This window comes from Bradyrhizobium sp. 40, from assembly GCF_023100925.1.
Classification (GTDB): Bacteria; Pseudomonadota; Alphaproteobacteria; order Rhizobiales; family Xanthobacteraceae; genus Bradyrhizobium.
Map to the genome: position 1 here is coordinate 224,974 of NZ_CP064688.1, position 23,636 is coordinate 248,609.

22 protein-coding genes and 1 pseudogene are annotated in these 23,636 nt (G+C 64.0%); 15 read left to right on the plus strand and 8 right to left on the minus strand.

Going from position 1 to position 23,636, the window contains the following annotated elements:
• Positions 1-39 precede the first annotated feature (39 nt).
• Entirely contained in the window at positions 40-1,203 is a 1,164-nt protein-coding gene (locus IVB40_RS01105; RefSeq protein ID WP_247817880.1) for a hypothetical protein, read from the minus strand.
• Positions 1,204-1,543: 340 nt separating this feature from the next.
• Between IVB40_RS01105 and IVB40_RS01110 the strand changes: the two genes are divergently transcribed.
• Positions 1,544-2,167: a helix-turn-helix transcriptional regulator gene (locus IVB40_RS01110; RefSeq protein ID WP_247817881.1), complete on the plus strand. Its 624-nt coding sequence runs from the start codon at positions 1,544-1,546 to the stop codon at positions 2,165-2,167.
• Between the two features lie 83 nt (positions 2,168-2,250).
• On the opposite strand, the gene IVB40_RS01115 is transcribed toward IVB40_RS01110, so the two are convergent.
• The 3 genes from IVB40_RS01115 to IVB40_RS01125 form a co-directional block, all read right to left on the minus strand.
• On the minus strand, positions 2,251-2,499 hold the full coding sequence (locus IVB40_RS01115; RefSeq protein WP_027566442.1) for a hypothetical protein: 249 nt from the start codon (positions 2,497-2,499) through the stop codon (positions 2,251-2,253).
• 123 nt (positions 2,500-2,622) lie between these two features.
• The gene (locus IVB40_RS01120) at positions 2,623-3,000 is read right to left on the minus strand and encodes an Hpt domain-containing protein (protein ID WP_247358145.1); all 378 of its coding nucleotides are present in this window, start codon (positions 2,998-3,000) and stop codon (positions 2,623-2,625) included.
• 158 nt (positions 3,001-3,158) lie between these two features.
• Positions 3,159-3,857, minus strand: coding sequence for a Crp/Fnr family transcriptional regulator (locus IVB40_RS01125; protein ID WP_197031102.1), 699 nt, complete (start codon positions 3,855-3,857; stop codon positions 3,159-3,161).
• 736 nt (positions 3,858-4,593) lie between these two features.
• On the opposite strand from IVB40_RS01125, the gene IVB40_RS01130 reads away from it, so the two are divergent.
• The 7 genes from IVB40_RS01130 to IVB40_RS01160 all read left to right on the plus strand — a co-directional run bounded on the left by IVB40_RS01130 (position 4,594) and on the right by IVB40_RS01160 (position 11,046).
• Positions 4,594-5,016: a response regulator gene (locus tag IVB40_RS01130; protein ID WP_197031107.1), complete on the plus strand. Its 423-nt coding sequence runs from the start codon at positions 4,594-4,596 to the stop codon at positions 5,014-5,016.
• 424 nt (positions 5,017-5,440) lie between these two features.
• Entirely contained in the window at positions 5,441-8,227 is a 2,787-nt protein-coding gene (locus IVB40_RS01135) for a hybrid sensor histidine kinase/response regulator (RefSeq protein WP_247817882.1), read from the plus strand.
• A 24-nt stretch (positions 8,228-8,251) separates the two neighbouring features.
• A complete protein-coding gene (locus IVB40_RS01140; protein ID WP_247807541.1) occupies positions 8,252-8,725 on the plus strand; it encodes a chemotaxis protein CheW in 474 nt (157 codons plus the stop codon).
• A 31-nt stretch (positions 8,726-8,756) separates the two neighbouring features.
• A complete protein-coding gene (locus IVB40_RS01145) occupies positions 8,757-9,143 on the plus strand; it encodes a response regulator (RefSeq protein WP_027568377.1) in 387 nt (128 codons plus the stop codon).
• Positions 9,144-9,203: 60 nt separating this feature from the next.
• A complete protein-coding gene (locus tag IVB40_RS01150; RefSeq protein WP_247817883.1) occupies positions 9,204-10,085 on the plus strand; it encodes a protein-glutamate O-methyltransferase CheR in 882 nt (293 codons plus the stop codon).
• A gap of 2 nt (positions 10,086-10,087) precedes the next feature.
• The gene (locus tag IVB40_RS01155; protein WP_027568375.1) at positions 10,088-10,402 is read left to right on the plus strand and encodes a hypothetical protein; all 315 of its coding nucleotides are present in this window, start codon (positions 10,088-10,090) and stop codon (positions 10,400-10,402) included.
• Between the two features lie 140 nt (positions 10,403-10,542).
• Entirely contained in the window at positions 10,543-11,046 is a 504-nt protein-coding gene (locus tag IVB40_RS01160) for a response regulator (protein WP_027568374.1), read from the plus strand.
• A gap of 54 nt (positions 11,047-11,100) precedes the next feature.
• Here the strand turns inward: IVB40_RS01160 and IVB40_RS01165 are convergent.
• A pseudogene (locus IVB40_RS01165) lies at positions 11,101-11,354 on the minus strand (hypothetical protein).
• Between the two features lie 185 nt (positions 11,355-11,539).
• On the opposite strand from IVB40_RS01165, the gene IVB40_RS01170 reads away from it, so the two are divergent.
• Positions 11,540-12,175, plus strand: coding sequence for a response regulator (locus IVB40_RS01170; protein WP_007604420.1), 636 nt, complete (start codon positions 11,540-11,542; stop codon positions 12,173-12,175).
• 122 nt (positions 12,176-12,297) lie between these two features.
• On the opposite strand, the gene IVB40_RS01175 is transcribed toward IVB40_RS01170, so the two are convergent.
• From IVB40_RS01175 to IVB40_RS01185, 3 genes are all read right to left on the minus strand, one after another.
• Positions 12,298-15,894, minus strand: a complete 3,597-nt coding sequence (locus tag IVB40_RS01175) for a PAS domain S-box protein (protein WP_247817884.1) — start codon at positions 15,892-15,894, stop codon at positions 12,298-12,300.
• A complete protein-coding gene (locus IVB40_RS01180) occupies positions 15,872-16,300 on the minus strand; it encodes a response regulator (protein ID WP_247432811.1) in 429 nt (142 codons plus the stop codon). Before IVB40_RS01180 ends, IVB40_RS01175 begins: the two co-directional genes overlap by 23 nt.
• A 199-nt stretch (positions 16,301-16,499) precedes the next feature.
• Positions 16,500-17,216: a GntR family transcriptional regulator gene (locus IVB40_RS01185; RefSeq protein ID WP_247284743.1), complete on the minus strand. Its 717-nt coding sequence runs from the start codon at positions 17,214-17,216 to the stop codon at positions 16,500-16,502.
• 94 nt (positions 17,217-17,310) lie between these two features.
• On the opposite strand from IVB40_RS01185, the gene IVB40_RS01190 reads away from it, so the two are divergent.
• From IVB40_RS01190 to IVB40_RS01215, 6 genes are all read left to right on the plus strand, one after another.
• Positions 17,311-18,330, plus strand: a complete 1,020-nt coding sequence (locus IVB40_RS01190) for an ABC transporter substrate-binding protein (RefSeq protein ID WP_247363181.1) — start codon at positions 17,311-17,313, stop codon at positions 18,328-18,330.
• Positions 18,330-19,091, plus strand: coding sequence for an ABC transporter ATP-binding protein (locus tag IVB40_RS01195; protein ID WP_027568369.1), 762 nt, complete (start codon positions 18,330-18,332; stop codon positions 19,089-19,091). Before IVB40_RS01190 ends, IVB40_RS01195 begins: the two co-directional genes overlap by 1 nt.
• A gap of 11 nt (positions 19,092-19,102) precedes the next feature.
• Positions 19,103-19,960 carry an ABC transporter permease gene (locus tag IVB40_RS01200; protein ID WP_027568368.1) on the plus strand — a complete coding sequence of 286 codons (858 nt, stop codon included), beginning with the start codon at positions 19,103-19,105 and terminating at the stop codon, positions 19,958-19,960.
• Complete coding sequence (araD, locus tag IVB40_RS01205; protein ID WP_247817885.1) at positions 19,957-21,696, plus strand: L-arabinonate dehydratase; 1,740 nt, start codon at positions 19,957-19,959, stop codon at positions 21,694-21,696. The genes IVB40_RS01200 and araD overlap by 4 nt, the downstream gene beginning before the upstream one ends.
• Before the next feature lie 10 nt (positions 21,697-21,706).
• A complete protein-coding gene (locus IVB40_RS01210) occupies positions 21,707-22,426 on the plus strand; it encodes a ribonuclease activity regulator RraA (protein WP_247817886.1) in 720 nt (239 codons plus the stop codon).
• Positions 22,427-22,503: 77 nt separating this feature from the next.
• Positions 22,504-23,595, plus strand: coding sequence for an SMP-30/gluconolactonase/LRE family protein (locus IVB40_RS01215; RefSeq protein WP_247817887.1), 1,092 nt, complete (start codon positions 22,504-22,506; stop codon positions 23,593-23,595).
• Positions 23,596-23,636 lie beyond the last annotated feature (41 nt).

A 23,636-nucleotide genomic window follows, 5' to 3' on the forward strand; every position in this document is an offset into this window, starting at 1 on the left:
GACAAGCTAAAGCGCGCCAGGCGCGCTTTAGTCGCGGGATCAGGTTTGGCCGATCAGCTTGCGCAACGCGGCCGCGCCGTCCTCGATCACATCGCGTCCCTTCCAGGCCAGATAGGACAGCTTTCCGCCGAGCGTGTCGTGGCTGCGTAGCCGGCGCGAGCCGAGAATGTGGCCGACATTGGAGGGGAAGCGGCTCACCTCGGCGGACACCAGCGCCGCGATCGCGTCCATCGATTGCTGGAGCCGAATGCCCCATTCGCAATGCTCGATGCCGTCGATCCGCACCTTGAGCGCATATTCGGTGTCGTAGATCTCGGCGAGCAGGTCGCGCGCAATCAGCACCCGGTTGTGCCGGAGCGCGATGCGCAAGGCAAGGCGCCTGTCGTCGAGCTGGTCGAGCACCATGTGAACGACGCAGGCATAGGGCGTGGCTGCGACATCGGCGGCGCTCTTGCTCGCGGCGGCCTTGGTGGCAAGGCGCACCAATTGCCAGAACGTCTTCAGCCGCTTGGCCACCAGCGTGAGCGCGAACGGCAGCGCCTCGGGATGGGCCTTCTTGAAGGCGTCCAATCGTGCGGTGATCTGATCAACCGTGCCGTCGTCGAATTTCGCGATCTTCTCGGGCAGCTTTTCACTGAACTTCGGCAGCGCGGCGCCGGCGCGCAGCACATGTTGCATCTTCTTCACGTCGTCGAAGGCGGTGCGCGATGCCGTATATTGCGCGAGCTTGCCGCGCGCGAACTCGGTGCTCTCCGCCGATGCGAGGGTGCTCTCGAGAACCTTGACGACCTTGGTCTGGAAGGTCGATGCGATCTTCAGCACTTCCTTCTGGTTGTTGGCGGCGACCTGGTCGCTGATCGCCTTGATGTAGTCGCGCGCCATGGTCGGCAGCAGGTCGCGGCAGATCCACTCCCAGATCGGGGTGAGGGTGTTGCGCGAGATCCGCCCCATATTGGCATGCTCGGGCGCGCCGTCGATCAGAAGCAGCTCGAGCGGCGCAAAGAAATGGCGCGAGGGACTGGTGGCGCGCGCCTGGTTCGATCCGTCCTTGCGAAACTCGGCGCGCAACCGGGACTGGAGGTCGGACGAGCCCGGCATGTCGATGCCGCAAAGCTCAAGCCGTTCGAGTTCGCTGAGCAGGCAGCTGCGCGACAGGGGCGTCAGCTTCTGCAAGAAGTTCGATAGCTGGTCGATCTCGTTCATGGCACGCAATCTTCCGCAACGATTCCAGCAGGCCTATCGGCTGCATGCATGGAGGCATTTGCGCGCTCTCAATTGCGACATAGAGAAGCAAGTCGCCGTTAATATATCGGTAAAATCCGGCGCCGGAGGTATTCGGCGCCGATGTGATCGTTAAGACGGCGTCGGTTCATCAGCCCATCATTTGCGCAGTTTCGGCAACCTGAGACTGTTGAGGGGCGTTGCCACTCAAGCATAAAGTGTGCCTGTGCCGGCGTTTCAGCACAAAACTGCCAAATTCACCGTAGTCTTACGGAGCAAAAAGTTAACTACAGACCGCGTGGGGTTCCGCTAAACGAGTGACATGGGGTCACAGAATGACACGGCCACTGATTCGCGGCCGTCGGAATGGTACGAAAGCAGCGTCGCTCCAACTGAAGAGCTCGATGTCGTCCGCCTGAACGCCGCCCGCGCCAAGGCCGCCGACGAAATGGCCGCCGCCATCGCTCGCGAGCTCAACGGTCCCCTCACGGCGCTCCTGCTCTACATGGGCGAGATCAAGCATCACAGCGATCAGCTCGCGCCGGTGACGGGTGATCGTGCCTATTTGCAGCGGGTCGTGGAGAATGCGCTGGTGCAGACCGAGCGGGTTTGTGGCCTCGTCAAACAGCTTGCCGGTTCTCACACGGGTGGCCTGCCGATCGCGTCCAGGGCCGAGGACGCCGAATCGAAGCTCGCGCGCGCACCACAGCCGCAGCGCCTGCCGAGCGCCGAAATGCTCGGCCTGTCAGGCCAGAAGCGGCTGACCAAGCGCGAGCGCGAGGTGCTGAGGCTGATCAGCGAGGGATATTCGAACAAGCAGGGTGCGCTTCGGATGCAGATCAGCCCGCGCACCTTCGAGAGCCATCGCGCCGAGGCGATGCGCAAGCTCGGCGCGCGCAACACGGCGGACCTCGTCCGTGCGGCGCTGCTGCATTCGATCGACTGAAGGCTCTTGCCTCGGCCAGCCCGCCAGCGGCGAGGGCCACGCGTGAGAGATTTCTCGAGAAAAACCCGCGGCTCCGATCGTGCTCAGAAATAATCTTCGGCGAAGGGACGCGTGCGCGACGAGGGCCGCAGCGGCTTGAGCTCTTCCTTCGGCGCGTTGGGAATGATCGTGATGGTCCAGCGGGGCGGCATGCTCGATTCCTGCTCCAGCACCGAGCGCACGAAGCCGGTCACCGTCTCCTCGCCAGCGGCCACCGTTGCCATCCGGCCGTTGAACTGTGCGATGCGGAAGCGACGAACTTCTTTCTGGTCCGCGGTCTCGTAGGTGAACATGGAAACCCTCCTGGTTTCCGGCGACTATCGCTGCCTATGATTAGCCATCTGTGAAAATCCCAAGCCGTAGAAGTACGGCGGGCATGCACGCGTGAGTGGTTACGGCGTTTTCGAGCGAGCGCGTCAGCCCTCCGGCTCCTGCGCGCGCCCGGCGGCATAGGCCGCGTCCATCAGGTCCAGGAGGTCGCGAAATCCGGCGTCGCCAAGGCTCTCCGCGGTCTTCTCCAGCCGCAGCGCCAGCGCCGCGAGCCGGACATAGCCGAACGTCCCGGCCGCGCTCTTCAGCGAATGCGCTTCGCGCGCGATCCTGCCGTGATGTTGCGCGAGCGCGAGCGTGCGGAACAATTGCAGGCGCGCGCAGGTGTCGCTCCAGAACACGTCGCGCACTTCGCAAGCACCGTCCTCGCCAATCTCGCGCACCAGCGCCTGATATGCGCCCGGCTCGCGCGCGGGCTCGGCATCAAGCGCTGTCTGCGCCGGCGCGGCGGTGACTTCGAACATGGTTTGGCCTGCCTTGAACACGGTTCGTTTGCCGCCGGCCCGGACAGGCGCGCGCGGCACGTTGCGTGTCTACGGCATCCGGATTTCAGTTCCGGTAGCAGGACAATCCGTGTTTGCGGGCCGGAATTAGCGGACGGTTTACCACGCCGCAGCACCAGTCAGCGCGGGCCGAGCAGCCGGTCATACTGCGCCTTCACGGTGGCGTAGCATTCGCACGCCGTCTGGCGCAGGCCGTCCAGGTTGAGGATCTGGATGTGTCCGCGGCTGTAGTGAATGAAATTCGCCTGCTGCAGGGTATTGGCGACCAGCGACACGCTGTTCCGCCGAGCGCCGATCATCTGCGCCATCGCCTCCTGGGTCAGCAGCAGCCGGTAATCGCCGGAGAGGTCGTGGGTGTGCAGCAGGCAGCGCGACAGCCGCGCCTCCACCGGATGAGCGGCGTTGCACCCCGCGGTCTGCTGCACCTGCGCGTAGACCGCCAGCCCGTGACGCGTGAGCAGCGTCCGCAGAGTGCCGCTCTGGTCGGCCGCGACGCGCAGCCGATCGAGATCCATCATCGAGGCGGAGCCGGGAACCAGCACGATGGCCGTGTTCAGCGCGCAGGCATCGCCCATGGTCGAGAGCGTTCCGAGCAGGCTGTCGCGGCCGATCATGGCGACTTGCACGTGCTCGCCCCTGGCGAGCTCCACCACCAGCGAGATGACGCCGCGATGGGGAAAGTAGGCGCGCTTGAGCGTTTCGCCGGTCTCGACCAGCACCGCCTCATGCGGCAGGTCGCCCGTACGCAGGTGCGGACGGATCAATTCGTAATCGTCTGCCGACAGCGCGGACAGGAAACCGTTGGAGGAACGCACCATCGTTTCCAAAGTAGCCTCCCGTCTTCCGGACCAGCGGGCCGCAGCACACGAAACTGCTTGCCGCCCGGCCAAGTTCCATCATGTTCCCGTCGGGATATGTTGGCAATTGGGACAAGTTGTCCGATCGGTGATCGCCGCCGCGACGCTGCCCTCCCCCAAGACAGATTCCCTGACCATTCCCCGGTACCGATCCGGGAACCCAGCAGATCCAGATTGTCGGCTGGCGCATCGGGTTTGGAGGATGGTCGCGGTCATGGCTGATCCGACGCATTTCGAAGTGATCCGCGCCGCGTCCGATTCGTCATTCAGTTGCGCGACAACAAAATGTATTATAATGGTTGTGTTGCTCCGCGTATACCTGTTGGGGGCAGACGGCCGGTGCATTTGCGGCGGAAATGAGAATGGCACGCTGATTCGCTCATAAGCCTGCGCGCCAGCCTGCAAGGGTTGCGCAGGTAAAAGCGGCAAGGGGCCTTCATGAGCCGGAAGCATTGCATCCGCACTGCCATCGGACGCCGGGCGATCCGTGCACCCTCGCTGGTCGGACGAGTGGCTACCGTCCTCAAACATTGCTTCGAATCTTGGTGCCGCGTGGCCGCAGATTTCGCGCCCATCGTCTTCCCCGCTCCGCCAAGCAGGTTCTCAACAGTCCATTTCTCGAGCAAAGGAGCATGGCGTGCGCCACGGTTCAATTATTGAATCGCCAAATCGGGAAGCTCAAACGGGGACAGAAGGTCTGCGCCATATTCTCGTCGTCGACGACGACCCGATGGTCTGCATGGCCATCGAGGTCTATCTCCAGCGCAACGATTTTCGGGTGACGATCGCCGAAGGAGGGGAAGCCGGACTTCGCGCGCTCGAACACGAGCAGTTCGATCTGATGATCATCGATATCTTCATGCCGCACATGCGCGGGTTCGAATCGGTCAGGATCTTTCACGAGCGGGCGCCGGCCGTTCCGCTGATTGCGATGTCCGGCTACGCGTTCGCAAATCTGAATTCGCCAGCTCCCGATTTCCTCCGGATGGCGCTGGAGCTCGGTGCGGCGCGGTGTCTGCGCAAGCCGTTCACGCCGCACGCGCTGCTCGCCGCCATCACCGATTGCCTGGCGGAGCACCGTCCTCATGGCGACCTCGCCTCGGCCGCGCGCCTGGGTTAGCGCCGACACCGGCCGCAGTGGAGGCGGGTAACGGTTCGTTTACCGCAAATGCGGGTCTTGCGTATCCCGGCAGAGCACCAAGCGAACGTGGCGGGACCGCTCCGGATTGCAGGCGGCTCGATACAATTCCGCGAAGACCGCGCATATCGTCCTTCACGAGCTGGGCTTTCCCGCGCGCCTGGTCCCGCTGTTATCGGCACGTTCACCTCACGCGTCTCGCCGTTGCGGCGTGGTGACGGTTTGCCGAAAAACGCTGTCGTATGCGATCGAACGGCAAACTTGTCTTCAATATCCGTATTAGCACGGAGGATGAAATTAACGGGACCGTGAAAGGGGATGTCTAACGATCCAAGGCGGGGACTTCCGTTCATGCCAAGCGCGGCTCGGGCGTCGAGTCCAGATCCAGGTCAGTAAGGCGTAGCTCATGGATGATCTGTTGCGGGAGTTTTTGACGGAAACCAGCGAGAGCCTGGACACCGTGGACAATCAGCTGGTGAAGTTCGAGCAGGAGCCGAACAACGCCAAGATCCTGGATAACATCTTCCGCCTGGTTCACACCATCAAGGGCACGTGCGGCTTCCTCGGATTGCCGCGACTTGAAGCGCTGGCGCATGCCGGCGAGACGTTGATGGGCAAATTCCGTGACGGCATGCCGGTGACCGGGCAGGCGGTGACGGTGATCCTGTCCTCGATCGACCGCATCAAGGAAATTCTGGCCGGGCTGGAGGCGACCGAAGCCGAGCCCGAGGGCACCGACCGCGACCTCATCGACAAGCTGGAAGCGATGGTCGAGCAGGGCATGGCGGCCATGGTCGCTGGAAGCGCTGCTCCCGTTGCCGAAGCGCCGCCGCTGGTGCCGGACGCACCAGTTGCAGTGGAAGCCGCGCCCGCCAGCCAGGATGTGCTGGCCGACCTGAGCCTGGAGCGTCCGCTGCGTCCGGGCGAAGTCTCGCTCGACGAGCTCGAGCGCGCCTTCCGCGAGACCGCGATCGAAGCGCCGATCCCCGCGCCCGTTGCCAAGGCTGAAGTCAAGGCCGAGCCGGTCGCTGAAGTGCCTGTTGCCAAGGAGGCCAAGGAGGCCAAGGCGCCCAAGGACAAGGCCGCGCCGAAGAAGTCGATCGCCGACGAGGGCGCCGGCGAGGGAGCCAGCATCGCCAACCAGTCGATCCGCGTCAACGTGGATACGCTGGAGCATCTGATGACCATGGTCTCCGAGCTGGTGCTGACCCGCAACCAGCTGTTGGAGATCTCCCGCCGCAACGAGGACACCGAGTTCAAGGTGCCGTTGCAGCGGCTGTCCAACGTCACCGCCGAGCTGCAGGAAGGCGTCATGAAGACGCGCATGCAGCCGATCGGCAATGCCTGGCAGAAGCTGCCCCGCATCGTTCGCGACCTCTCGAGCGAACTCGGCAAGCAGATCGAGCTGGAGATGCACGGCGCCGACACCGAGCTCGATCGCCAGGTGCTCGACCTGATCAAGGACCCGCTCACCCACATGGTGCGCAACTCCGCCGACCATGGCCTGGAGACCCCGGCCGAGCGTCTCGCCGGCGGCAAGGGCGAGCAGGGCACCATCCGCCTGTCCGCCTATCACGAGGGCGGCCACATCATCATCTGCATCGCCGACAACGGCCGTGGCCTGAACACCGACAGGATCAAGGCCAAGGCGATCTCCTCAGGTCTGGTCACCGAGGCCGAGCTCGAGAAGATGAGCGAAGCCCAGATCCACAAGTTCATCTTCGCGCCGGGCTTCTCGACCGCTGCCGCCATCACCTCGGTGTCGGGGCGTGGCGTCGGCATGGACGTGGTGCGCACCAATATCGACCAGATCGGCGGCACCATCGACATCAAGTCGGTCGCCGGTGAAGGCTCCTCCGTCACCATCAAGATCCCGCTGACGCTCGCCATCGTCTCCGCGCTGATCGTGGAAGCCGCCGGCGACCGCTTTGCGATCCCGCAGCTCTCCGTGGTCGAGCTGGTGCGGGCCCGCGCCAACTCGGAGCACCGCATCGAGCGCATCAAGGACACCGCGGTTCTCAGGCTGCGCAACAAGCTGCTGCCGCTGATCCATCTCAAGAAGCTGCTCAAGATCGACGACGGCGCGGTCTCCGATCCCGAGAACGGCTTCATCGTGGTGACGCAGGTCGGCAGCCAGACCTTCGGCATCGTCGTCGACGGCGTGTTCCACACCGAAGAAATCGTGGTCAAGCCGATGTCGACGAAACTGCGTCACATCGACATGTTCTCGGGCAATACCATCCTGGGCGACGGCGCGGTCATCATGATCATCGACCCCAACGGCATTGCCAAGGCGCTCGGCGCCGCCGGCTCCTCGGCCCATGACATGAACAACGAGAACGGGACGCACAGCATCGGATCGGGCGAGCAGACCACCTCGCTGCTGGTGTTCCGCGCCGGCTCGTCCCAGCCCAAGGCGGTCCCGCTCGGGCTCGTCACGCGCCTGGAAGAGCTCCCGGCCGACAAGATCGAGTTCTCGAACGGCCGCTACATGGTGCAGTACCGCGAGCAGCTGATGCCGCTCGTCGCCATGGAGAGTGTCACCATCGCGAGCCAGGGCGCCCAGCCGATCCTGGTGTTCTCCGACGACGGCCGCTCCATGGGCCTCGTCGTCGACGAGATCATCGACATCGTCGAGGAGCGGCTCAACATCGAGGTCGGCGGATCCTCCTCCGGCATTCTCGGCTCGGCCGTGATCAAGGGCCAGGCCACCGAAGTGATCGACGTCGGCCACTTCCTGCCGATGGCGTTCTCCGACTGGTTCACCCGCAAGGAGATGAAGCCGTCGCTGCACTCGCAATCGGTGCTGCTGGTCGACGATTCGGCGTTCTTCCGCAACATGCTGGCGCCGGTGCTCAAGGCCGCCGGCTACCGCGTCCGCACCGCGCCGACCGCGCAGGAGGGCCTGGCCGCGCTGCGCGCGCAGACCTTCGACGTGGTCCTGACCGACATCGAGATGCCCGACATGAACGGGTTCGAGTTTGCCGAGACCATCCGCTCCGACAGCAATCTGGGCGCGATGCCGATCATCGGGCTCTCCGCGCTGGTGTCGCCGGCGGCGATCGAGCGCGGCCGTCAGGCCGGCTTCCACGACTATGTCGCCAAGTTCGACCGTCCCGGTCTGATCGCGGCGCTGAAGGAACAGACCGCGGGCGCCGCCGGTGCCTCCGAGCTGAGCCGCGCAGCAGCGTAACCAGCGGGATCAGGAGATACGCACATGACCAAGAAGACCCAGTCCGGCGAAGGCGCCATGGTCGAATACGTCACCGCGATGATCGGCGGCCAGCTGTTCGGCCTGCCGATCTCCCGCGTCCAGGACGTGTTCATGCCCGAGCGCGTCACCCGCGTGCCGCTGTCCTCGCGCGAGATCGCGGGCGTGCTGAACCTGCGCGGCCGCATCGTCACCGTGGTCGACATGCGCGCCCGGCTCGGCCTGCCCAAGCCGGAGGACGGCAAGGTCCCGATGGCGGTCGGTGTCGACCTGCGCGGTGAATCCTATGGCCTGTTGATCGACCAAATCGGCGAAGTGCTGCGGCTCGCCGAGGACGGCATGGAAGAAAACCCCGTCAATCTCGACCCCCGCATGGCCAAGCTCGCCGGCGGTGTCCACCGTCTCGACGGCCAGCTCATGGTCGTCCTCGACGTCGATCGCGTCCTCGAGCTCAAGACCGAAGTGCAAATGGCTGCGTGAGCCCCAAAAACATCGAAGCCGGAGAACCAAAATGAAGACGTGTTTGGTGGTCGATGATTCCAGCGTCGTGCGCAAGATCGCACGCCGGATCCTGGAAGGCCTGGAATTCGAAGTCACGGAAGCCGAGGACGGCTCCAAGGCGCTTGAAGTCTGTCAGCGCAAGCTGCCCGACGCTGTGCTGCTGGACTGGAACATGCCGGTGATGGACGGCTTCGAGTTCATGGGCCACATGCGCCGACTGCCCGGCGGCGACCAGCCCAAGGTCGTGTTCTGCACCACCGAAAACAACGTGGCTCATATCGCTCAGGCGCTCAGCGGCGGCGCCAACGAGTACATCATGAAGCCTTTCGACAAAGACATCATCGCCGACAAATTCGCTGAAGTCGGCTTGATCCCGGTCGGACAAGCCATGGTCTGAGTTATCTGGCGGAGTGTTCCGGCCAGAGTGTTCCCAGTACAGCTTCCGAGAGGCCTATCAGTGACCCCGACCGAGTATGAGTATCTGCGTAAGTTCCTGAGGGATCATTCCGGGCTCGATCTGTCCGCAGACAAGCAATATCTGATTGAAAGCCGGCTGTTGCCGCTGGCGCGCAAGGCCGGGATCTCCGGCATCGGCGAGCTCGTGCAGAAGCTGCAAGGCGCTGGCTCGGGCGCGCTCGTCACCAGCGTGGTCGAGGCGATGACCACCAACGAGACCTTCTTCTTTCGCGACAAGGTCCCGTTCGACCATTTCCGCGACACCATCATGCCGGAGATCATCAAGGCTCGCGCCGGCCGCCGCAGCGTGCGCATCTGGTGCGCCGCCGGCTCGACCGGGCAGGAGCCCTATTCGCTGGCGATGAGCCTGAAAGAGATGGGGGCGGCCCTGACCGGCTGGCGCGTCGAGATCATCGCGACCGACCTGTCGCAGGAGGTGCTCGAGAAGGCCAAGGCCGGCATCTACAGCCAGTTCGAAGTGCAGCGTGGCTTGCCGATTCAGATGCTGATGAAATATTTCAAGCAGACCGGCGAGACCTGGCAGATCAATCCCGAGCTGCGGGCGATGATCCAGCACCGGCAGCTCAATCTGCTGCACGATTTCGCTCAGCTCGGCACCTTCGACGTCATCTTCTGCCGCAACGTGCTGATCTATTTCGACCAGGACACCAAGATCAACATCTTCAACCGCCTGGCTCGCCAGATCGAGGGAGACGGCTTCCTGGTGCTGGGCGCGGCCGAAACGGTGGTCGGACTGACCGATACGTTCAAGCCGATTCCGGAGAAGCGCGGTCTCTACAAGCCGAACGACCCGCGTGCCGCGACCGCCAAGCCGGCTCTTGCCGGCGCCGCGCCGCGCGTAGCGGTCATGGCAGGACGATAGGCATGGCCGAGGATGGCAAGGGCGCGGAACGCGTGACGTTCAGTCGCGGCTATGATGTCTGCATCATGGCCATCGACGGCACTTGGCGCCGCGACTGCAAGCTCAACGCGATCTCCGACACCGATGCCGTCCTGACGGTGGAAGGCTCGATTCAGGGCCTGAACCTGAAAGAGTTCTTCCTGCTGCTGTCGTCCACCGGCCTTGCCTACCGCCGCTGCGAACTGGTGCGCGTCAACGGCGTCGAAATGGACATCCAATTCCTGCGTGGCAAGAACCGGAAGAAGCGGGCCGCCGGTGGCCGTGACGAAGCGGCGTGATCTTCACCTGGTCTCGTCGCCGTTTGCCGCGAGGTTGGTTCACATTTGCTGAAACAACCGACTGAATTTGCCGTCGCGGCTTTACGTCGCCTAAGCGCGAACCGTGTATCCATTGCCGGTCTCAATCTCAGGATACCGCAATGCCCAGAAGCTCTTTCTCACCTCTCCCGTCAAACCTCCCTGACGGCGCCGAGCGGCGTGCGCTTCAGCTTCTGGTGGTCGATGACGACGCCACGCAGCGCAGCCTGATCACGGTCGCGGCCAAGCAGGCCGGCCACGAAGTCAGCGTGGCGCCGTCCGTGGCCGAAGCGATCGAAAAGCTCCGCACCGCGCGCTTCGACTGCGTGACACTCGATCTCGTGCTGGAGGATGGCGACGGCATCGACGTGCTGGGCGAGATGGCGAAGGCGAAATTTGGCGGCGCCGTGATCGTCATCAGCGGCATGGACGGCAAGCGCCGCAGCGCCGCCCGCAGCTTCGCCCGTTCCGTCGGGATCGAGCTCCAGAGCCTGCCCAAGCCGCTGGATCTCGCCGCGTTGCGCATCAGCCTCGCCAATCTTGGCAAGACCGCAATGGGCCTGCCGGCGATCCACACCTGGGGTGGTGTCGCCACCGACGCGATCGTGGAGCGGCACCGCGCCTGAGCCGCGTGCCTGCCATGCAGTGAAATGCGGTCGTCGCGCCGCAGCAACCGCGATCTATACCGTGCTGCCGGTTTCCGACAGGCAGTTAACGGCGTGGCCAAGGCCGGCCCGGCAGGCGTCGAGAGCGGCGATCGCCGTGGATACCGCGGTGTGACATCGAAGAGCACGAAGACGTCGGCGGAACCTTCCGGATCGCTCCCGTGTTCTTGATCCATGGCTGTGGCGGTCCGGCGCATGGTGGTCTCGATCTGCGAGATCAGCATGCGAAGGTCAGCCGCAATCAGCTCACGGCTCTCGACCTCGGGCATTGCCACGAGAGGCGGCATAGCGGTCAAATTAGCATGGATATTCTCCGTCCTCTGCAATTAGGCGCCTCGCCGCTACTTGTGCGTTAAGTCCGTGTCCCGTACAAATACGGTGGGCCGAATCCGCGCCGAACGCCATAACGGTTGGGGCGGACGCGAGTCCTTCATGCCAACCGGATGTGTGGCACATGGCCGAACAAAGCTCTCGCGGTGAAATCTTCGTGGTCGACGACGACGCTGCCGTTCGCGACACCTTGTCGATGGTGTTGAAGGCGGCTGGCTATGAGGTGATCTGTTTTGCGGACGGCGCAGCATTGCTCTCCGTCGCGCGAAGCCGCACACCTGCAGCGGTCCTGCTCGACGTGCACATTCCCGGCAAGTCGGGCCTCGATATTCTCAATGAGCTGCACGGGGAAGACTATCCGGCACCGATCTTCATGATCTCCGGACAGGGCGATATCGCGATGGCGGTGGGAGCCATCAAGAGCGGCGCGCTCGACTTCATCGAGAAGCCGTTCCGCGGCAGCGAGATCGTCGGCCGGCTCGACGAGGCGATCGGTGCTTATGCACGCAGGCAGTCAGAGAACGCGGCGCCGAAGTTCGGCTCGCTGCATTTCCCCGGGCGCGAGCCGTTGACGCGCAGGGAGCGGGAGGTGCTCGAGCAGTTTGCCGCCGGCGCCTCCAACAAGGAGGCCGGCCGCACGCTCGGCATCAGCCCGCGCACCATCGAGGACCATCGCGCCAACATCATGAAGAAGCTCGGTGCGCGCAATGCCGCCGATCTGATCCGCATCGTGATGACCGCGGCCCAGCGCGCGTCGTAAATTCCGTAGGTGACATTTCGTAGCCCGGATGAGCGAAGCGACATCCGGGACTTGGCTCGGAGTGTTTCCGGGTATCGCTTCGCTCAGCCGGGCTACGGGCTCTCACCCAGCCCGACGCGCTATCAACTGCTCAACGCCTTGCGGACGGCCCGCGCCAGATCCGATTTGCGATAGGGCTTCGCCAGCAGCAGAACGCCCGAATCCAGCCGGCCGTGATGGATGATCGCGTTCTCGGTATACCCGGACGTGTAGAGCACCCTGAGATCGGGGCGCGTTCTCTGCAGTTCGTCGGCGAGCTGCCGTCCGTTCATCTTGCCGGGCATAATGACGTCGGTGAACAGGAGGTCGAACGGCTTTTTGGCGGCGACGATTGCGAGCGCCTCCGCGGCGTTCGCAGCCTGCAAGGTGACATAGCCGAGCGAATGCAGCTGCGCCAGCACGTAGTCACGCACCAGCCGGTCGTCCTCGACCACCAGGATCGTCTCGTGTCCGCCTTCGATGGTCGCCGGCGTCACGCTGTCGCCGACCAACGTCGGCGTCTTGCCGGGCGGCAGATACATCTTGATCGTGGTGCCGTGGTCTTCCTCGCTGTAGATCTTGATGTGGCCCGCGGACTGCTTGATGAAGCCGTAGACCATCGAAAGCCCGAGTCCGGTGCCCTTGCCGGGTCCCTTCGAGGTGAAGAAGGGGTCGAACACCCTGGCCAGCATGTTGGCGGGAATTCCGCTGCCGGTGTCGCTCACGGCGATCATCACGTAGTGGCCCGGCGGGACGTCGTTTACGCTGGCATAGACCTCGTCGAGATAGGCCGCCCCCGTCTCCACGATCAGCTTGCCGCCGCCGGGCATGGCATCGCGGGCATTGAGCGCGAGGTTGAGGATCGCGGTGGTGAGCTGGCTGGGATCGACGATCGCGACGCAGTTCTCGTCCTCGAACACCGATTCGATATGGATCTGCTCGCCCAGCGTCGGCCGCAACAGTTTCGCGGTGTCGATGATCAGTGCGTTGACGTCGATCTCGCGCGGCTGGAGCGGCTGCTTGCGCGCAAACGCCAGCAGGTGCTGCGTCAGCTCGGCGCCACGCCCGGCGGCCTCGTCGATCATCTTCGTGATCGCGGCGAGCTCTGGCTCCTTGGCCACCGCGTCGGCCAGGATCTCGATCGTGCCGGTGATGACGGTGAGGATGTTGTTGAAGTCGTGCGCCACGCCGCCGGTGAGCTGGCCGACCGCCTCCATCTTCTCGGCCTGGCGGATGCGCTCGTCAGCCGCGATCTTGTCGGTCAGGTCGCGGTAGAACGAATTGAAAAGAACGCCTTCGCGTCGCCGGAGCGCCGTGACACTGAGTTCGGCCCTGAACTCCTTGCCGTCGCGCCGCCGTACCAAAAGTTCGCGCCGTGGATTGGCCAGCGATTGTTGCTCGGATTCGAGAAAGAGCTTCAGTCTGGCCCTGACGCTTTCGCGCTCGCTGGGGGCGACGAAAAGCTCAATCGCATTCTCGCCGATCGCCTCCTCACGCGTCCATCCGAAGAGCTTCTCGGCCTGCGAGTTCCAACTCAGGATGGCACCGGTGTGGTCTGTCTGGGTGAAAGCATCGAGCGAGGTCTCGACGATGTTGCGCGCAAGCTGTTCGCTCTCCCGCAAGGACTCCTGTGCAAGCCTCGCCTCCGTCATGTCGCGCCCGACAAAGAAGTAGCGCTGGGCCTGGTCGGACCAGCTGCCGAGCCAAGACAGCCAGACCTCGCGGCCGTCCTTGTGGAAGCAGCGGGTGTCGGCGAGCTTCAGCCGCTCGCCGCGCCTGAGCGCGCGCATCTCGTCGCGCGACTGGTCAAGATGGCCGGGATGAATGAAATCGGCGCCGCTGCGGCCGATCATCTGCTCCGGCCGGTAGCCGATAATGGCCTCGCTGCTCGGACTGATCTGCGCGATGTGCCCGCGCGCGTCCATCACCATGATCAGGTCCTGCGAGGTCTCGAAGATCTGTCGCCGTTCCTCGAGCTGCTGCTGCAGCGCCCGCTCGGCACGCCGCGCCTCGGTGAGGCTGCGCGCGGTGCCGGAGGCGCCCACGATCTCGCCTGACGGGCCCCTGATCGGCGATAGGCTGAGTGAGATTTCGACCGGCGTGCCTTCCTTGCGCAGGCGCACGGTCTCGAAGCGTTCGATCGGTTCTCCTCCGGCGATCCGCCGCAAATAGTCCTTGCCTTGCTCGCGTCGGTCGGGTGGGACGATGATCGAGGTGGATTGCCCGATCGCCTCATTCGCCGAATAGCCGTAGAGACGCTCGGCGGCGGCATTCCAGCCGGTGATGATGGCGTCGAGCGATTGCATCACGATCGCGTCGTCGGAGGATTCGACGGCGGCGCTGAACAAGCGCTCGCGCGCTTCATGATGGCTTCGCGCGGCCTCGGTGCGGCGATGCTCCTCGATCTCGCGTTCGAGAGCGGCCGTCTTCGCTCTCGTTTCTTCGACCATTTGCGCAAAGGCCCGCGCCAGCACGCCTGTCTCTCCGCTCGCATCGACGGGAATATCGGCGCGCCGTCCGCTGCCGATCGCCTCCACCGCCGCGGTCAAGCGCCCGATCGGCCGCGTTAAAGAGCGCGCCAGCAGCACCGCAAGCAAAGCTGCGGCAAGGACAGCAAGCAGGCCGACCAGCGAGGAGGTTTTTTGAATGGCCGCCGGAACGCGGCTGAACACGGATGCGGGGGCCGTCTCGATGATAGCCAACCACTCCTTGCCAGCCAGCAGCGCCGGTGCGATCGCCGCTCCACTCGGCCGGCCAGACCGGTCGCTCGTGAGCTGCGTGGATCCTTGCGGCTGGCCGGCCCGGGCTGCAAAGAAAGGAAAGTCCCGGCGCCAATCGTTGGCGTTGCCAAGCAATGCACCGCATTCCCGCGCGCGATCGGGGTGGACAAGATAGTCGCCACGCGAATTCACGACATAGATTTCTCCTCCTGCGCTCGCGGTTGAACGAACGCGGTCGAGCGCGGGACGCATGTCGATGTTGGCGATGATGATGCCGAACGGCTTGCTATCAGGCGTGAACAGCGGCGTCGCGACGCGCAACGTCGGAATGTGAGGATCCGTGGTTCCTCCCTGCCGGGTGGCGAGATCGATGGGCGAAACATAGATGTCGCCCGGCGCCAGTCGAATCGTCTCCTGGAAGTAGGTTCGTTCGCTCTTGCGTTCGAGTTCGCCGTTGGGAACAATCCGTGCTGCTCCGTTCTGGCCGGCGCGATCGACGCGGACCAGTTCGCGTTGATCGTCGTCAAGGCCGATGATTCGAAATTGCCCGTAGCTTGGTTTCGCGTCGATCTCGGCTGCGAACCGCGCTGCGATGCGCTCGCGCCAGGTTTGCTCCGAAACGCCGTCGACTGCGTCGATGCCCCCACCGACATGGGCGCGGATCAGGCCATTGATGGCAGCGGCGGAGCGATAACCGAGCAGATCGCCACGGGCGCCGGCAACGTAGGATTCAAGATGGGTGGCCAGCAGGCTCGACTGGGCTTCAATCCGTTCCAGGACACGCGGAATGACGGCCTGGGTGATGTTGCGATAGCCGAGCCAGCCGACTGCGGCCACGGTGACCGCCACCAGCAGGATCATCGCGATGGCGAGCCGCGTAGCGAGGGTCATGGGGAAATTTGCACCGCTTCCTGAATGGCCGTGCCCGGGCTCCGTTGGAATAGAATGAAGGTTCTTGTCATCGGCGGCCGGTGCTGACATCCGGATTCCTCACCGATGCCGTCCGCGCCGTGTCCAAGCAGCCAGCGACCGCAGCGAGCAGCGCGTCGGCTCGGAACGGCTTCTGCAGGCTCGCGACCGCGCCGAGCTTGGTCGCCATCTTGAGGAAGTCCGGCTCCGCATGGGCGTCCGGCGTGAACGAACGGCCGGAAATGACGACGATCGGAATCGCTGGCTGCAGCGCCCGGATGTGGCGCATCGTCTCCAGGCCGTCCATGCCGGGCATGAAGATGTCGAGAAACAGCAGGTCGAACTGGCTGGCCTCGAACAGCGCAAGTCCCTTGCGGCCGTCTCCGGCGACGGTGATGTGATGACCAGCCCTCTCCAGGAGCAGCCGAATCGTCATCTGCACGGCCGGATCGTCATCCACGATCAGGATGTTGGCCACGTCTGGTATCCTCCGGGCCGGATGGGGTTTCCCAGCGACCGCAAATCAAACCATCAACTCTGAAATTGTTGCGCGGATTGCATCCGGCCTGCAAGCACTTCGCCATCGATCCGACGATTGCTCGCGTAAGGCAAATCGGTTGCGTCAACTTATGCACGGTGACGTGCACAAGTGCTCGCGACGACCGCGCGCCATAGGCTTAGTCGGTCAAATATTCCGGATAGTGGCTCCGGATCGTATCGAGCTCGCTCAGCGTGCCCGACAGGTGCTTGCGCAGATGCTGTTGCGCAGCATCTGCGTCGCCGGCCTCGACCGCGCGCGTGATCAGCTTGTGGTGGCGGACGATGTTCTGGGCCTTGCCCGGTGAGGGCAGATGCAGCCGGCGCAGCCGGTCGATATGTCCGCTGCGGCTGCGCACCAGCGTCCAGAGTTCCTGCTTGCCGGCCGCGGCATAAAGCTGCGCGTGAAAATCATTGTCGCCGGCGATGAAGCTCTCGAAGTCTCCGGCCTTGGCGAATTGCTGCTGGAGCGCGATCGTGTGGTCGAGGCGTATGACCAAAGCGTCGTCATGTTGCTCCGCGAGCAGCCGGACGATTTCGAGTTCCAGTGCCTGGCGCAGGAAATGAGCCTGCTCGGCCCGGCCGACGTCGACTCGGCTGACGACGGTGGCGTGCTGCGGAAACACGTCGACCAGACCTTCTTCCTCCAGCCGCATCAAGGCGTCGCGGATCGGCGTCGAGCTGACGCCGAATTGTGCGGCGAGATCCGTGCGCGACAGCGGCGAGCCGGGCGGCAGTTCGAGCGCGAGAATGGCGTTGCGCAGGCGCTCGAACACTTGCGGTGCGGCCTGGCGGGCCCGGTCGAGCCGCGCGCCGGGGCGGACGGCCGCGCGCGATGCGGGTTGGGCTGTTTCCATGCGAAGGGCTCCGGCGGCCTTGCCTTTGAGGCACTAATGCATTAGTGCATCAGTGAGATCGCTCGTCAATGGCGGCCGGAGGAAACGAACAACAATGATCAAGCAATTGCAGTGTGGCCTCACGGCCGTCGCCCTGATCGCCGCCACGGCGCTGACGGTTTCGTCCGCGTCAGCGCAGCAAAAATCCGAGATCTCGCTGTCGCGCCAGCCCGGCATTTTCTACATGCCGAGCCACATCATGGAAAAGCAGAAGCTGATCGAGAAGCACGCAGCTCAGCTCGGGGTGGCCGGTGTCACCACCAAATGGGTCACCTTCTCCGGCGGCGGTGCGCAGACCGATGCGCTGCTCGCGGGCGGCGTCGATATTCTCAACACCGGCACCGGCAATCTCTTGTTGCTGTGGGATCGCACGCGCGGCGGTGTCAAGGGCATCGTCGCGACCTCGGCGCAGCCGATGACGCTGATCAGCCGCGACGCCAACATCAAGTCGATCAGGGATTTCGGCCCCAGCGACAAGATCGCCGTGCCGACGGTGAAAGTCTCGACCCAGGCGATCGTGCTCCAGATCGCCGCCGCCGAGGCTTTTGGTGCCGACCAATGGTCGAAGCTGGACGTCAACACGGTGCAGCTCGGCCACCCCGACGCCTATGCGGCACTGTCCAACGCCAAGCATGAGGTGCACACCCATTTCTCGATCCCGCCGTTCACCTTCCTCGAGCTGAAGAACGTGCCGGGCGCGCATGTCGTGCTGTCGTCGCCGGACGTAATGGGCGGCCCGCTCAGCCAGGCGCAGTTCTTCACCACCACGAAGTTCGCCGATGCCAACCCGAAAATCATCCAGGCCGTGCGTGATGCGACCAAGGAAGCGCAGGATCTGATCCGCAGCGACACCAGACAGGCGGTCGAGATCTACAAGGAGATCACAGGTGACAAGACCTCGGTGGAAGAGCTGCTCGACCTCCTGAAGGAGCCCGGCATGATGGAGTGGAATCTCGAGCCGCAGGGCACGATGAAGTTCGCCGCGCATCTGTTCAAGACCGGTACGCTAAAGACTCAACCCAAGGCCTGGACCGATTACTATCTCCCCGTCGCCCACGATCTGAAGGGCAACTGATGGCGCTGCTCGACGTCAGCTCCGTGACGCTGCGTTACAAGACCTCCAGCGCCGTCGTCACCGCCACGGAAAGGGTCAGCTTCACCGTCGACAGGTCCGATCGCTTCGTGCTGCTCGGGCCGTCCGGCTGCGGCAAATCGACCCTGCTCAAGGCCGTCGGCGGCTACATGGCGCCGAGCGAAGGTCGCATGACCATCAACGACCGCGAGATCCACGGTCCCGGCGCCGATCGCATGATGATCTTCCAGGAGTTCGACCAGCTGCTGCCCTGGAAGAGCGTGCTGGCCAACGTGATGTTTCCGCTGCTGACCGCGCGAAAATTGTCGCGCAAGGACGCCGATGCGCGGGCGCGGGCCTATATCGAGAAGGTCGGCCTGACCCGCGTCGTCGATGCTTATCCGCACACGCTCTCCGGCGGCATGAAGCAGCGCGTCGCGATCGCGCGCGGCATGGCGATGGAGCCCGACATCCTGCTGATGGACGAGCCGTTCGCCGCGCTCGACGCGCTGACGCGGCGAACCTGCCAGGACGAGCTACTCCAGCTCTGGAGCGAGACCAAATTCACCGTGCTGTTCGTAACCCACTCGATTGCGGAAGCGATCCGCATCGGCAACCGCATCCTGCTGCTGTCGCCGCATCCCGGCCGCGTCAAGGCCGAGGTGGTCGACGTCGACAAGGTCTCCAATGACGATGGCAGTGCCGGCCGGCTCGAGAAGGAGATTCACGATCTCCTGTTCGCCTCCGAAGCCACGGCGCATTGAGGGAGCCTCTCATGGGCGAAGCCAGAATCCTGCTGCGTGAGGCGCCGGTCGCCGGCAGCGCAGCCGAAGTCGAGCGCAAGCTGAGCGTGCCCGAGCTGTTGTGGAACGATGGTTTTGTCCGCAAGACCGTCATCATCCTGTTTCTCGCGGCGGTCTGGGAGGCCTACGGCCTCACGCTCGACAATCCCCTGCTGTTTCCGACGCTGCACGACACCGTCATCACGATGTTCGAGCGTGTGAAGGACGGCACCATCCCGATGCGCGCCTGGGCCTCGCTGAAGGTCCTTTTCATGGGCTATTCGGCCGGCATCGCGCTCGCCGCGATCTTCACCGTGCTCGCGATCTCGACCCGCATCGGCACCGATTTCCTCGAGACTGTCACGGCGATGTTCAATCCGCTGCCGGCGATCGCGCTGTTGCCGCTCGCTTTGATCTGGTTCGGTCTCGGCAATGGCAGTCTGGTGTTTGTGCTGATCCATTCGGTGCTCTGGCCGGTCGCGCTCAACACCCATTCCGGCTTCAAGAGCGTGTCCAACACGCTGCGCATGGTCGGTCGCAATTACGGCCTGCGCGGGCTGCCTTACGTGGCGAAAATCCTCATCCCCGCGGCGTTCGGCTCGATCCTGACCGGCCTCAAGATCGGCTGGGCCTTTGCCTGGCGCACGCTGATCGCGGCCGAGCTGGTGTTCGGCGTGTCCTCGGGGCAGGGCGGGCTCGGCTGGTTCATCTTCGAAAACCGCAACCTGCTCGACATACCTGCGGTCTTCGCCGGCCTCTTGACGGTGATCATCATCGGGCTTTTTGTCGAGAACCTGATCTTCCGCGCCATCGAGCGGAACACCGTACAGAAATGGGGCACCCAATCATGACCAAGAAGAAACTAACGCCCGACCAGCTCCGCAGCGCGCGCTGGTTCGCACCCGACGATCTCCGCTCATTCGGCCACCGCTCCCGCACCATGCAGATGGGCTACGCGCCGGAGGAGTGGAAGGACCGCCCGATGATCGCGATCCTCAACACCTGGTCGGACGCGCAGCCCTGCCACATGCACTTCAAGTCGCGCGTCGACGACGTCAAGCGCGGCATCCTGATGGCCGGCGGCCTGCCGCTGGAGCTGCCGGCGTTGTCGCTGTCGGAGTCGCTGCTCAAGCCGACCACGATGCTCTATCGCAATCTGCTGGCGATGGACGCCGAGGAGCTGCTGCGTAGCCATCCGGTCGACGGCGTGGTGCTGATGGGCGGCTGCGACAAGACCACGCCGGCGCTGCTGCTGGGCGCCACTTCGATGAACATTCCGGCGATCTATCTGCCGGCAGGTCCGATGCTGCGCGGCAATTGGAAGGGCAAGACGCTCGGCTCGGGCTCGGACGGCTGGAAATACTGGGACGAGCGCCGCGCCGGCAAGATCTCCGACAAGGACTGGCTCGACATCGAAGCCGGCATTGCGCGCAGCTACGGCACCTGCATGACCATGGGCACGGCTTCCACCATGACCGCGATTGCGGAGGCGATCGGCATGACGCTGCCGGGCGCCTCCTCGATTCCTGCCGCCGACGCCAACCATATCCGCATGGCCTCCGAATGCGGTCGCCGCATCGTCGAGATGGTCTGGGAAGATCTGACGCCGAAGACGATCCAGACCCGCAGGGCGTTCGAGAACGCGATCGCAGTGGCGATGGCGATGGGCTGTTCGACAAATGCGATCATCCATCTGATCGCGCAGGCTCGCCGCGCCGGCCTCGACATTGGCCTCGACGATTTCGAGATTGCGAGCCGCAAGGTGCCCGTCATCGCCAATGTGCGGCCGAGCGGCGATGCCTATCTGATGGAGGACTTCTTCTATGCCGGCGGCTTGCCGGCATTGATGGGCCAGATCAAGCCGCATCTGCATCTCGACTGCATCACCGTCACCGGCAAGACCGTGGGCGAGAACATCGATGGCGCCGAGGTTCACAACGACGACGTGATCCGCTCGATCGACAATCCCATCTACAAGGAAGGCGCGCTCGCCGTGCTCAAGGGCAATCTCGCGCCCGACGGCTGCGTCATAAAACCCTCCGCCTGCGCGCCGCGCTTCCTCAAGCACACCGGGCCTGCGCTGGTGTTCGACGACTATCCGTCGATGAAGAAGGCAGTCGATGATCCCGGTCTCGATGTCACCGAAGACCACATTCTCATCTTGCGCAATGCGGGTCCGCAGGGCGGACCGGGCATGCCGGAATGGGGCATGCTGCCGATCCCGACCAAGCTCGTGAAGCAGGGCGTCCGCGACATGGTGCGGATCTCCGATGCGCGCATGAGCGGCACCAGCTACGGCGCCTGCATTCTGCACGTAGCCCCGGAATCCTATGTCGGCGGACCGCTGGCGCTGGTGCGGAACGGCGACCGCATCACGCTCGATGTCGCTGCCCGCACCATCAATCTCGATGTGTCGGAGGCCGAGCTCGACAAGCGCCGCGCCGCCTGGAAGCAGCCCGAACGCCGCTTCGAGCGCGGCTATGGCTGGATGTTCACCAAGCACATCAAGCAGGCCAATGACGGCTGCGACTTCGACTTCCTCGAGACCGATTTCGGCGCGCCGATCGGCGAGCCCTCGATTTACTAGAGAGCGTGACATGACCAAACTTACCGAAGCCACCCGCAACAAGCTCAAATCCGTCTCCACCGCCACCGTCGCCACCGCGTTGTTCAAGCGCGGCCTGCGCATCCAGATGATCCAGGATGTGCACCCGCTCAGTGCCGACCAGCCGACCATGGTCGGTGAAGCCTTCACGCTGCGCTATATGCCGGCCCGCGAGGATCTCAACACCATCGAGGTCTTCAAGGACCGCTCCCATCCGCAACGCAAGGCGGTCGAGGATTGCCCGCCAGGCAGCGTGCTGGTGATGGACAGCCGCAAGGACGCGCGCGCCGCTTCCGCCGGTGCGATCCTCGTCACCCGCTTGATGAAGCGCGGTGTCGCCGGTGTCGTCACCGACGGCGGTTTTCGCGACTCGGCCGAGATCGCCAAGCTGGGTATCCCCGCCTATCACCACCGTCCGAGCGCGCCGACCAATTTGACGCTGCATCACGCCATCGAGATCAACGTTCCCATTGGCTGCGGTGATGCGCCGGTGTTTCCCGGCGACGTCATTCTCGGCGACAGCGACGGCGTGATCGTGATCCCCGCGCATCTCACTGAAGAGATCGCCAACGAGACTTTCGAGATGACCGCGTTCGAGGACTTCGTCACCGAGGAAGTCAACAAGGGCCGCGGCATCTTCGGTCTCTATCCGGCGACGGACCCGCAGACGCTCACCGACTTTGCCGCATGGCGGAAGGCGAACGGAAGGTAAGGGCCACGCGCCGGCAGCACCAAGAAAACAGGCCGGCCGCAGCAAGCGCCGGCCTTAAATCACCCGGGGAGGATTCCATGAATTTCACACGACGCAATCTCTTGGCTGGCGCTGGCGCGGCGGCGGCTTCCACGTGTCTCGCCCGCGCCGCCGGTGCCCAGTCGTTTCCGTTCACGCCGAACCAGCGCTATCCCGATCCCGCCATCCAGATCCTCGATCCGAGCTTCGGAAAATACCGGCTCTATTCCTCGACGGTCGAGCAGGTCGCGTCAGGCATGCGCTGGGCCGAAGGCCCCGCCTATTTTCCCGAGGGCGGCTATCTGCTGTTCTCGGACATTCCCAACAACCGGATCATGAAGTTCGACGAGAAGACCGGGCAGACCAGCGTGTTCCGCGCCAATGCCAACTACGCCAACGGCAATGCGCGCGACCGCCAGGGCCGCCTCGTCAGCTGCGAGCACTCGGTGACCCGCCGCATCACCCGCACCGAGAAGGACGGCAAGATCACCGTGCTGGCCGACAAGTTCGAGGGCAAGCGGCTGAATTCGCCGAACGACATCGTGGTGAAATCCGACGACAGCATCTGGTTCACCGATCCCCTGTTCGGCATCAACGGCGAGTGGGAGGGCAAGAAGGAGAAGGCCGAGCAGGCCACCACCAACGTCTACCGCATCGCCAAGGACGGCAAGATCAGCGCTGTTCTCACCGACCTCGTCAATCCGAACGGCCTCGCCTTCTCGCCGGACGAGAAGAAGCTCTACGTCGTCGAGTGGAAGGGGACGCCCAACCGCAGCATCTGGAGCTACAATGTCGGTGACGACGGTTCGCTCAGCGGCAAGACCAAGCTGATCGACGCCGCCGACCAGGCCTCGCTGGATGGTTTTCGCGTCGACCGCGACGGCAATCTCTGGTGCGGCTGGGGCTCCAACGGTGCGCTGCAATCCGAGCCGACCGACCTCGCCGGGCGCAAGGTGTTTCAGCCCAAGGGCAAGTCGGAGGATCTCGATGGCGTGATGGTGTTCAACGCGGACGCCAAGCCGCTAGCCTTTATCAAGCTGCCCGAACGCTGCGCCAATCTCTGCTTCGGCGGGCCCAAGAACAATCGCTTGTATATGGCCAGCAGCCACTCGGTGTATGCGCTGTATGTGGAAGCGCACGGGGCGGTATAGGTTTTGTGGGGCGATAGTTGGCGCCTCAATTTCGATGTCGT